The sequence below is a fragment of the Ureaplasma sp. ES3154-GEN genome (assembly GCF_025780075.1).
Lineage (GTDB): Bacteria > Bacillota_I > Bacilli_A > Mycoplasmatales > Mycoplasmoidaceae > Ureaplasma.
Genome location: NZ_JAOXHM010000001.1, coordinates 120,648 through 133,390, shown reverse-complemented (window position 1 = coordinate 133,390; position 12,743 = coordinate 120,648). Strand labels below are relative to the sequence as shown.

Below are 12,743 nucleotides of genomic sequence, written 5' to 3'. Positions count from 1 at the left end.
TAAATATGTATATTATAAATAATTCAGAGTATGTGTGGTATTAATATCTTAATTTAATATAATTAAAGAAGCATATTTTTAAAAAGGAAACGAATATGAAAACAAAATATAATGAATCAGCACTAAAAAAAGATTTTTTTGCTGAAGTTAATCGAGAATGATTACAAAAAACACGTATTCCTCAAGATAAGTCATCAGTTGGTGGATTTACGTTGTTAGACAAAAAAATTGAAAAACAATTACGACGTCTTGCTAATGAATGGATTAAAAAACCAGCATTAATTCCTAATGATACTTTAGAAAATTTTATTAAATTTTATAAAGTTACTAAAAATCATACATATCGCCAATCACTAGGGTTAACAAAAATTGTTCCTTATATCGAAAAAATTCTTACTATTAAGGATTTTAATGACATTCAAATGAATTATTATAACTATGAATACGAAGGATTGTTATTGCCTTTTAGTTTTGGAATCACCCAAGATTTTATAGACAACACTAAGCAGGTTCTTGCATTGAGCCATCCGCATTTGATTTTACCTGAAAAATCATATTACGAAGACGAAACCAAACGTACAAGTTTATTAGCAAAATTTAAAGAAACAGTAGTTAAGCTTGCTGAACTTGCGGGGTATAATAATGAAGTTGCAACTAAATGAGCAGATGATGCAATTGCATTTGATGCATTAAATGTAGCAATGAGTAAATCAGCTACTGAAGAAGCGGATTATGTTAAAGCGTATAATGTTTTTAAATTAAAAGATATTAATAACAAAACAAATATTTTTAATGTGCAAACAATTGCGCAAAAATTAGTTGGTGATCCTAATATCGAAACCGTTGTTGTTGACAACCCGCGTTTTATTGAAGCTTTAAATAGCATTTATAATGAAGAGACTTTTAAGTTATTTCAAGCGCGAATGATTACGAGTTTTTTACTAGGAAATGCCAATTTAACAACTGAAGAGGCTCGTCTAATTGTCTTTGAATATAATTCAATGGTTAGCGGAGCAAAGAAAATGGTTTCAAAAACAAAATTTGCATACCAGCTAGCAATTTCATACTTTAAAATGCCTTATGGAATCTACTATGCTCAAAAATATTTCGGATCAAAAGCAAAGGCAAAGGTTGAAGCAATGGTTGAAAAAATGATCAATGTTTATAAACAACGTTTAACAAATAATACTTGATTGTCAGAAACAACTATTGAAAAGGCAATTTTAAAATTAAACGCGTTGCAACCTAAAATTGGTTATCCAAATAATTATGAGCCATACTATGATGAACTAAAAACTGAATATGACAATATTTTTGATAATGTCCATGCCTTTAACAAAGTGATCACTGAATATCACTATAGTCAATATATGCAACCAGTTAAGGATTATTGAGAGATGAGTCCTGCTACTGTTAATGCATATTTTCATCCATTTAAAAATGTTATCGTTTTCCCTGCTGCAATTTTAGATGAACCATTCTTTTCGTTAAAATACTCAAGCACTCGTAATTATGGTGGAATTGGAGCAGTAATTGCCCACGAGATTTCTCATGCTTTTGATAACAACGGTTCTCAATTTGATGAAAAGGGGAATTTAAACAATTGATGAACTGATCAGGACCGTGCAGAATTTAACAAACGAGCCGAAAAAGTAATTGCTATGTTTGATCAAGTACAAACACCATATGGGTTAAGTAATGGATTATTGACAGTGTCTGAAAATATTGCGGATTTAGGCGGTTTCATGTGTGCTTATGAAGCAGCTAAATCTGAACCTGATTTTGAACCAAAAGATTTCTTTTATGGTTGAGCTAGTGTGTGAGCAAGCAAACAACGCAAGCAATATGCACAATTATTGTTGAAATCTGACGTACACTCATTAGCGAAGTTACGTGCTAACATTCAAATATCGAATTTTGATGAGTTTTATGATTTATTTAATGTTAACGAAGATGATGGAATGTATTTAGCAAAAGAAAAACGTGCAATTATTTGATAATTACAAAAAAACCTGTTTTTACAGGTTTTTTATTTGTTTTAAAACCCAAAAAGATTTTTATTTTCATTATTTTTTGTGTAAATTAAGGGATTTTCCAACTTTTTGTTGTTTTTTCTGTTGGTTTAGTTGTAGAATTAAAGAAGTTTGTAACAGGTAAAAAAGTTATAAGCAAAAATATACACAAAAAGAAAGGTAATTAGGTTTTTTATGAATAATCAATTCATAAAACCCCGAGAATGATCGTTGATTTTTAAACCAAAAACAACGGGTCAGAAGATTGGTAATTTTTTTCAGGATTCTGCTCGGTTTGTGATTAGTTCAATCTTAATTTCATTAACATTGATTGCGATTGTACTTATTATGGCTTGAAAGTTTGCTAATGGAGCATTTGGGGTACAGGGAATTAGTTATATTACGGTATTTCAATTAGCATTTATGCAATTGGGGAGCCTTGTGGGAGTTGTTATTGGTGTATATACTCACCAATTGTGAAATAAAAATAATAATTTAGCTACTTCTAGTTCTAAGGAGGCGGGTAGTGTTTATGCCTTGTTGTTTGGGATTATTTTGCTATTGATCTATTTCCCTACAACCCATGTTTATAATCAATTCGCAAATAACCATATAAATACGTTATTTGCACAAGAACAAGGTGTTTATTATATTTATGGTGCGTGTTTAACAGTTTTGTTTGCACCATTAAAGCAATACTGATTGAGCATTATATATAGTGCTAATAAGAATACTAATAATAAAATAGCATTTTATATTTTTGAATTTTTATATTATGGATTTGCTTTGGGATGAGCAAGTTTATTAGGTTTGACTAGTGAATTAAAATATATTGGTTTTAGTATTGGTTTATCAGTTAATGCTCTTTTAATGATTATTGCTTTAATCATTTATTTAAGTAGTACTAAACATTACGAGTTTAACAAAGTTTTATTTATTAAAACGCAATTCAAAGCAATTATTAAAGCAACCTGAAACTATAGTTTAATTTCTGTACTTACATCTATTCTTAAGATGTTTGTGCTTATTAGTTTGTTTTATATAATCAATGAAAAAGTTGTTGGATCAACGCCACTTTATTTACAAGCTTCCCGAATTATTTGGTATCAGACAATGATGTTTGTACAGATGTTGGTCTTGGGTTTATCTGATTACTTAATTTATTTATTACAAAAACAAAAAATCACACACCAAAAACAACATAGTGTGCCAATGTTTATCACTATGGTATTGTTTGCAGCTATTGGAACTATTTTATTGGGAGTTATTTTTGGGTTCAGTATTCCGTGATTAAGTCGTTCATATACTTATAATCAAGATTTAATTATCAATGTCGAAGCTAATAACCCGCCAAGTTATTTATATGTTCCATTTAGAAAAAAACTAATTGAAAATCCTGAAAATGTTCGGAAAATTATTGAAGGTTTTAGTCAAACAGCAGATGGAAAAATTTTATTTACTGAAGCGATTCAATTAAAATTATTGGGAAAATTAAACAATGATCAACCGTTGAATCCTGAATTATTAACAATGTGAAAACAGCAAGGTTTTGATACAACGCTGAACACAATGATTAATCAAATTGCAGTTGACAAATTAAATAATGATCAAACAATTATTGACCAGATTACACATCAAGTGCAAATTGAATTCATTAAAAAAATGATGAAAACAAATACTTTGGATAAGAACATTATTCAAGCTATAGGTAATAACCAATTTTTAGATGTTGTACACCAGTTTATTAAACAAATTTCGGACACTAAGCAAACAGAATTGCAACAATTAATTTATAGCTATCAAATTGACATTTTACACCAAATAACAAAAACAGAATCATTAACGCCAACAATTATTCAAAAAGTTTTAAATAATGAGTTTAACGTAATTGTGAATGAAATTGTAGCAAAGAAGGTTGCTAGTTTATCTGTAAATCAACCAAGTGCTAGTGAAACGCAAATTAAATTAGGGGTACAAAAAGCTATTTTACAAGGTCTATATAAGGATGAATTTACACCAGAACTATTAGCTTCGTTTGACGATGCTCTAAATAATTATGTTAATAAATGAGCAAACAACAACTTGCAAACATTGGTTAAGGCTGAAATTGTAAAAACAATTCTAAAACAAGAAAACTTGAACTATGTTTTTAATGATTTAGTTGACCAAATATTGAATCAAAAAATTGATGGTTTAAATTTGGATGATTCAACTATCCGACAAGAGGCCTTATGAGAAATTCAAACTCAAATGATAATGCAATTAACTCACCAAAAACAATTAAACATAGATACTATTACGGAAATTAAAAATAATCACTTTAATGAAGTTTTACAACAAGTTTTAATTAATGGAGTTCAATCATCAGACTTCCTGAAATATCAAATTGCAAACCAAGTACAGATTGAATTATTAAAACAAATTTTAAAAACACAAGATTTAAATTCAGCGATTTTAAATAGTTTTCAAATTAACGGTTTTAATTTGACTCTTAACCAGTTAATTAATCAACAGGCAACAAATATAGCTAATACAAAAGGTATTCCTGTTGAACAAGCGATTCTCGCGGTAAAAAAACAAATTCTTGTAGGATTGTATAAAGATTTATATAGCGATGCTTTATTAAATGATTTTGATTTAGCAATTAATCAAATTGTCTATAAGCTTGTAGGAAACCAAATTGCACTACCTGTAAATTTAAATAGGGCATTATTAATTGCTCAAACTAAATTGTTGTTACAATTAAACCCAAATTTAGTTAGCAATAATTTTGATCAATTTTTAAATCAAACAATTACCCAACAAGTACATAACAATCCTAAAGTTTTTGATAAAGTAATCCAAGGAATACAAACTCGTATTATTGAACAATTACCATTAACTTCGCACGAATTAACACAGGGCATGGCTGCAATTAATGAACATAAATTTAATGCATTTATGAACGAAACAGTTATTGGCCGAGTTTTAATGCAAAAAGCAATTGATCAAAGATTAACAGACACAATGAATGCATTAAAATCAAATAACGAAACTGTTTCATTAAATGAAACAAAAAAATTAATTGATCCATTATGGATTAAAACAGATGATTATTTTATACAAAAAATTAATCAATACAATCCAGTAACTAAAATCTTTAAACACCTTGATGAAAACGAGGTTAGTGAAGAATTTTTTAGAAACAATTCTTATTTACATCTCTTTATCTTATGCTTTGGATATCCAATGGGATTAATTTTAATTCGTTATAGTGAATTAATTCGTTCTAAATCATCTTTACCATTCTTAAGTATTGCGGTACAAATTCTTGTAATTGGAATTGTTGTTTGATTTGGTATAGAATATCAAACAACTGATATGTACAAGGGCATGTATGCATGGAGCTTACCACTGTCAATAATTGGTACTATTATTTTCTTTGCTAGTGTTTCTATTTTGTTATTTAGATATAATAGATACATGAGACATATTTATAAAATAATTTAGTAATTTTAAATGGAAAATATGGGACCAAAAAATAGTTTAGATTATGAAAAACAATATTGAAATGACTATCCAATAATTGCTGGCTGTGATGAAGTTGGGCGCGGTTGTTGTGCGGGGCCATTAGTGACTTGTGCGGTTATTTTTCCAACTAATTATCACAATCCATTAATTAAAGATTCAAAACAATTAAGTTCTAAACAACGAGAATATATTTACAAAATTATTCAACAGGATGCTTTACATATAGCTTATGAGTTCATTTCTGCTGCAGAAGTTGATCAATTAAATCCAAAACGTGCAAGCCAAATTGGGATGAGAAGGTGTGTTGAACAATTACAGACAACAACAAATATTAATTTAATTATTACCGATTTTGAGCATATAAATATTGATTTACCCCAAATTAATATTATTAAAGGGGATACACAAAGTATAAGCGTCGCTGCTGCATCGATTATTGCAAAGGTATTGCGAGATCGTTTTATGATTGATTTGGCAACTAAATACCCCCAATATCATTTTGATAAACATAAGGGTTATAATACTAAAATACATTTAGAAGCCATTAATAAATATGGAATAATACCTAACATTCACCGTATTTCATACAAAAATATTCAAAGTATTTTAAATAAATAGACAACAAAATTGACATCATTAGATGTCAATTTTTATTATTTATTTGATATGGTAGTTATTATAAAAAATGCTTTGAAATTTATAGTGTTAAGATTATAAAAAATATAAATTTAAAAAATATTTTGTAGTCTAATAGATTGTACTTTTAAATTGTTCAAATATTTATAAAAAACATTCCTTCAATAATACTTGATATTTTTTAGAAGAATAAAGTTATCTTTTTGGTTTTTTATTGTATGTATTATTCATAATTTTTTAATACATAAAAAAGAAGTACATATCAATGTACTTCTTTTATTAGAAAACCACCGTAAAGGTGTACATTTTAATGGCAAGGGTAACAGGACTCGAACCCGTAACACATAGATCTGGAGTCTATTGTTCTACCAAATTGAACTATACCCTTAACCGCTAATTATTATTTATTTTGGTGCGTTTTTTGTTAAAACAACTGGTTTCCCATCGATGATTGCGATTGTGTCTTCGATTCGCACACCACCAACATTGGGAATATAAATCCCAGGTTCAACTGTAACAACCGCGTAGTTAAATAATAATTCATTATTGCCTTGGTTTGTGTTAGGAAGCTCATGAACCTCAATCCCAACTCCATGGCCTGTACCGTGAGTAAAATATTCGCCATACCCTGCTTGTTCGATAAAATCACGGCAAACTTTATCAACATCTTTTCCGGTTACACTAGTACTTAATTTATCAATTCCCATTTGTTGCGCTTGTTTTACAAGATCATAGATTTTTTGCATTTGTGGATTGTTTTTATCCCCAACTAAAAAAGATCGTGTAATGTCTGATACATAACCATTGTACTCGCAACCAATATCTGTTGTAACCATATCATTGTTTTGAATTACACGGTCAGATGGATGGTGATGAGGCACCCCTCCATTTGGACCTGAAGCAACGATAGGATCAAATGAGTTTTTAGTAGCGCCTAAATCTAGCATATGCTTTGTTAGCATATTTGCCACTTGTTTTTCAGTTAGGCCTACAATGTTTTGAGTTTGGATTCAAGCGCAAGCATCTGCTGCGATTTCACACGCTTTTTGTAGATTAGCAATTTCTTCAGGAGTTTTAATTGCTCTTAAACTTGCAGATGTAAAGGGAATTGTTGTTTCAACCATTTCTGCAACATAATTGTGGACATTAAGATTTAAATAATCACCTTCAACCAACAAGTTTTTAATCCCTAAATCAGCTAATACTTCTTTGATTAAATCGCTTGTTGATTTATTCTTAGTGCGTTGTAATAAACGCACTTCTGCATTTTTTGCTTCCTTTTCGGCAGCCGTAATATAACGACCATCCACTAAGTAAATTGCACGACCTTCTTTATTAATAAAAACAAATCCGTCTGATGAAGCAAATTCTAAAAATCAGAAGCGATTATAAGTAGAAAAAAGCATCATTCCATCTGCTTGAGGAAATTGTTGCATCATATTGATGACTTGTGCGACCTTAAATGACATTAGGATATCTCTCATTTCTTATAAATAATAATTATTTTTTCTTAATTTCCGTATGTGCTACTGCAACACGACAATTATTACAATACTTGTTTAATGTTAATTTTTCAGGAGTAGTTTTAACATTTTTTGTCGAAATATAATTAATATTCTTGCATTCAGTACATTGGAAACGAACACCACGTTTAACAGCCATATTTTCACCTCAACATCCCTGTTTATCCTAGTTTTATAATACTAATTATATATTATAATATATTTAATCATTTTTGTAATGATAAACTAAGAAAAGGATTTAATCGTTATGAAGCAATCGCCATTTATTAGTAAATATGATTACATAGCATATTACACAAAACAAAAAAATATGTGGTTTTTTAGCAATCAGGAAGTTAAAGCAAAAATTTTGCATCAGATGCACCAAGCAAAAAATGAACAATTTTTATTTGATCAAGAAGATGATGAATTAGATGATAATGAACTAGAAGAAGTTGACAACTACAGCTATTACAAAGAATTTTTAGATCAAAATTCAAATATTGACCAGGATGATCCAAAAATTGCTGAGGGTATTATTTTAGATCAAAAATCACAAGAACACATTGTCAAAAGTTACCCAGAAATTAAAAATATATTAGATTGTGATGCAATTTTTGCTCATTTGAAAATGCAAGATCGTTATCAAAAAACATTATCGATATTATCGGATAATGAAGATTACATTTTGTTTCAACCTGTTTTTATTACAAATAATTTAATTACTAAACCAGATGCACTTATTAAATATAAAGATCAGTTAATTATAATTGAAACCAAAGGGACAAGTAGTGTTAAATCGCGTCATATCCTAGATTTATTTTACCAATATAAAGTTATTGCTCAAAACCCAAATGTCATAAATCAATTTGCATGTCATTTTAAGTTGTGTATTGTTAAATATGAGCGATTAAAAGTTATTGATAAAGTTTCTTTTGTTATAACCCCTTATTTTGTGCACCAAAAATATGGTTTGAGTTATGACATTAAAAAAATTAATGAATTTTTGGATGAAGACCAAGCAATTTATTATAAAGCGAATTTAAAGCAAGGTCGTTATATTAAATTAGATAGTCAAGGTCAATTAGTTGATGATTTTTTAATTGATTTTGAGGGTTTGTTGTGGGATGATCTTCTCGATCAGCATTATTTGGAAAACTTTACAGAATTAATTCAAGAGTTAAAAACCCAGCCATTATTACGTAGTTATCTTAATACACGCACAGGATTATTACCTTTTTTGGAAACAATTAGCAAAATTTTTGAGGAATTTGATGATGCAATTTCTAATCTAGAAAAACATAAACAAGAGTTATTAGAAGCACAACAAAAAAACATTACACCGATTACACCTAATAATTTTGTTCCTTCGACTAATGATAAGGGTTTATTTAAGGACACTGATTTCTTTTTAGATTTGCGCAATTTATATCAGTATGAAAATTATGAATTATGTAAATATAGTGGTTATGTCTTTCCACATGCTGCTTTTGGATATGGTAATATTAACCACAAGAATGATATCAGAGAAGCATTTGCAAAGGTTAAACGCTTAGATCGATTTGATTTATATGTCCAAAACAAAGTAATTGTGAATAAGAGTAATGTTCTTGCTTTGTTGCAAAAGCTTAAGCCAAAAAAGGTGTATTTTGATTTCGAATCAATCAATACTGCGATTAGGGTTTTTGATAACACCTTTGCTTTTACACAGATTATTACTCAAAATTCTGTAATCGTTTATGAACCAAGTGTTGCATATGAAAATTTGGAATGCAATAATATGATGTGTGATCCAAAAAAGATCACTGTTCAATGGTTTAAGGATATTGTTGATAGTTTATACCATGGAGATGATTATTCCTATATTGTGTATAACAAATCCTTCGAACAAACACGTTTAAAAGAAATGATTAGTTATATCAATGATAGAGAATACACTTACAAAATTAATTGTATCAACAGAAATATGTTTGATCTGGCAGATTTTTTTGCAGTGCGTTCACTTGAAAAAATCAATATTTTAATTCCCGATTTGCATGGTTTTTATTCTATTAAAAAAGTTTTGCCGCTGGTTGCTAAATACTATCCCGACTTTTTTGATTTAACAAAATGTTACGATTATAAAACTTTAGAAGTACAAAACGGATTAGAGTGTCAAATCAAAACTACCAAACGTGTCTTTGATACTTTAAATGATGAACAGTGGATAATGTTTACGCATGAAGCTAAGAAATACTGTGAAAACGATGTTCGTGCAATGATTGCTGTGGAATTATATATTATGCAAATTTTGCGTAATGAGCACATTATTAACTAAATAGGGTTAGCCTATTAAAGGGTTTTTTATATATTTCTGTGTAATTTTATTCAGTTTATTAATAATGTTGTTCAAAGAGTATTGATATAATGTAATATATAAAGGATAATATGCGTGAGCATATATTTTTTATGTGTTTATAAAATATAAAAAGAGGGTACGTATGCAGAGATTAAATAAAAAATATGATCCAATTAAAATTCAAACCAATAAACATCAATACTGAAAAGATGAACAAATTTTTACTAGCCATGATCTTAGTAAAAAGCCATTCACTGTAGTTTTACCGCCGCCAAATGTAACTGGTCATTTACATATTGGACATGCCTATGGTTTTAGTTTGCCCGACATTATTGTTCGGTATAAAAAACTTCTTGGCTATGATGCATTTATTATCCCAGGAACTGATCATGCAGGAATTGCTACCCAAACAAAATATGAGAAAATTTTAGCCGACACTAACCAACCCAATAGATATGAACTTGGCCGTTCAACTTTTTTAAATATGTTAACAAGTTGAAAAAACGAGCAAGAAACATACATCCGTAGTCAGTTTGCAGCGTTAAATCTTGCAATGGATGAAAACTATTATTTATTCACACTTGATGAGGATGTAAATCGTATCGTTCGACAAGTTTTTGTTGATTTATATAATCAAAAATTAATTTATCAAGCGAAAAAATTAGTTAATTGAGATCCGGTTTTAAAGACTGCTATTTCAGATGTAGAAGTAATCCATGAAAATATTACGGGAAAAATGTACCACATCCGCTATGAAACAACTGATCACAAGGATAGTGTAATTGTTGCAACTTCACGCCCGGAAACGATGTTTGGTGATAAAGTTCTATTTTTTCACCCTAATGATAAACGTTATAAACACTTATGAAATAAACAATTTATTAATCCGATTAACAACGAAATTATGGATGTTAAATTAGATGATTATATTGATTTAGATTTTGGAACAGGTGTAATGAAATGTACGCCTGCCCATGATTTTAATGATTATGAATTAGCTAAGAAGCATAATTTAGAATTAATTAATATTATGAACCCTGATGGAACTCTGAATGATTTATGTGGAGATTTTCAAGGGATGGATCGACTTGTTGCACGTGAAGCGATCACACAATATTTACAAAAAAATAATCATTTAGTTGATATTGTAAGTTATGAAACAACGATTGGTTTATCACAACGTTCAAATGCTGTTGTTGAACCATTATTATCATTACAATGATTTGTTGATATGAAATCGATTGTCGCAAAAACGATTGCTTTACAAGAAAACGAAAACAAACAAGCACACTTCTTTCCGCCGCGATTTCATAAGGCATTGATGCAATGGTTGAATAATACCCAAGACTGATGTATTTCTCGTCAATTGTGATGAGGTCATCAAATTCCAGTATATTACCATAAAACAAATGGTTCAATATATGTAGGAGTAAACCCGCCTCAAGATATTGAAAACTATACACAAGATAATGATGTTTTGGACACTTGATTTTCATCGGGTTTATGGCCTTTATTAACTACTAAGTGAGAAGTTAATAAGCAATTCCACAACCGGTACTTCCCAACATCATTGATGGTTACTGGAATGGATATTTTATTTTTCTGAGTATCTCGAATGATGAATTTTAGTTCACATTTAGTAAAACAACTACCATTTAATGATGTCTTAATTCACGGTTTAATTAGGGATAGTTTGGGGCGTAAAATGTCTAAATCATTAAACAATGGAATTGATCCTTTTATGATTATTAATAAATATGGTTTAGATGCAATGCGTTTATACTTTGCTTCTTCAACAACTATTGGGGAAGACTTAAATTTCAATGAAGAAAAGATTAGCAGCTCGTGAAACTATTTAAATAAAATTTGAAATGTTGCTGTATATTTAGATCAATATAACGATCAACAGGTGGACTTAAATATTGATCAAGAAACATTCCAACCTAGACATTTTATTAACCAATGAATTTTACGAGAATTAAGTGTATTAATCAAAGAGTATTTGAAAAATATGGACAAATATAATTTAGTAGTAGTTAGTAAGGATTTGTTTAATTTTTTATATGATACATACGCATCAAAATATTTAGAATTTACAAAAATTTTATTAAACAATACTGATTTATCTCTTGAGACCAAACAAACTATGTTCTTTGTTTTTAAACAATTTCTATTATTATTGCATCCGTTTGCCAATAATATCACTGAAGAAATTTGATTAACATGAAATAATAAACAGGAATCGATTTTGCGTAGTGAAATTACAAATTTTAAATTTGATGCTGATCTAAATGATGTTAATCTAGTTAATGAAATGATTTTTCAAATTCGTAATTGACGAGCCCAAAATAATCTAGGTAATAAAAATCCATTAGTTTTTTCTTTTAATAATTCAAAATACAATTCAAAAATTGAACTTTATAACCCATTGTTAAAATTAGTAAACACTACGATTGAATTTAAACCTAACGACCAAACAATTTACAACACAACAATTATTATTAATGATTTAGTACTGCAAACTAATTTTGATAATCAAGAACAAATTACTTTGCAACAGAAAAATTTACTTGCTAAAAAAATATTTTTAGAAAACGAAATTTTACGTTGTGAAAAATTATTAGCAAATGAGAAATATCTTGCAAAGGCACCAGCTGCACTAGTTGAAAAAGAAAAAGCAAAACTAATTAATTTTCAACATGAATTAAATGAAGTTTTAGCTTTATTGAATAATTAAGGATGATT

Annotated in this window: 7 protein-coding genes and 1 tRNA gene; 5 read left to right on the top strand and 3 right to left on the bottom strand. The window is 28.9% G+C overall.

Going from position 1 to position 12,743, the window contains the following annotated elements:
* Positions 1-95 precede the first annotated feature (95 nt).
* From OF377_RS00450 to OF377_RS00440, 3 genes are all read left to right on the top strand, one after another.
* Positions 96-2,000: a M13-type metalloendopeptidase gene (locus OF377_RS00450; protein WP_263835939.1), complete on the top strand. Its 1,905-nt coding sequence runs from the start codon at positions 96-98 to the stop codon at positions 1,998-2,000.
* 207 nt (positions 2,001-2,207) lie between these two features.
* Positions 2,208-5,501: a hypothetical protein gene (locus OF377_RS00445; protein ID WP_263835938.1), complete on the top strand. Its 3,294-nt coding sequence runs from the start codon at positions 2,208-2,210 to the stop codon at positions 5,499-5,501.
* An 18-nt stretch (positions 5,502-5,519) separates the two neighbouring features.
* Entirely contained in the window at positions 5,520-6,140 is a 621-nt protein-coding gene (locus OF377_RS00440) for a ribonuclease HII (protein ID WP_263835937.1), read from the top strand.
* A 329-nt stretch (positions 6,141-6,469) separates the two neighbouring features.
* Here the strand turns inward: OF377_RS00440 and OF377_RS00435 are convergent.
* The 3 genes from OF377_RS00435 to rpmG form a co-directional block, all read right to left on the bottom strand.
* Positions 6,470-6,546, bottom strand: a tRNA-Trp gene (locus OF377_RS00435).
* 16 nt (positions 6,547-6,562) lie between these two features.
* Positions 6,563-7,627, bottom strand: coding sequence for an aminopeptidase P family protein (locus tag OF377_RS00430; protein WP_263835936.1), 1,065 nt, complete (start codon positions 7,625-7,627; stop codon positions 6,563-6,565).
* A 31-nt stretch (positions 7,628-7,658) separates the two neighbouring features.
* The gene (rpmG, locus tag OF377_RS00425; protein WP_263817825.1) at positions 7,659-7,820 is read right to left on the bottom strand and encodes a 50S ribosomal protein L33; all 162 of its coding nucleotides are present in this window, start codon (positions 7,818-7,820) and stop codon (positions 7,659-7,661) included.
* 108 nt (positions 7,821-7,928) lie between these two features.
* On the opposite strand from rpmG, the gene OF377_RS00420 reads away from it, so the two are divergent.
* Positions 7,929-9,977: a DUF2779 domain-containing protein gene (locus tag OF377_RS00420; RefSeq protein WP_263835935.1), complete on the top strand. Its 2,049-nt coding sequence runs from the start codon at positions 7,929-7,931 to the stop codon at positions 9,975-9,977.
* A 163-nt stretch (positions 9,978-10,140) separates the two neighbouring features.
* Positions 10,141-12,735 (top strand): valine--tRNA ligase, encoded by a 2,595-nt coding sequence (locus OF377_RS00415; RefSeq protein WP_263835934.1) that lies wholly within the window; start codon positions 10,141-10,143, stop codon positions 12,733-12,735.
* The last annotated feature ends 8 nt before the right edge of the window (positions 12,736-12,743 follow it).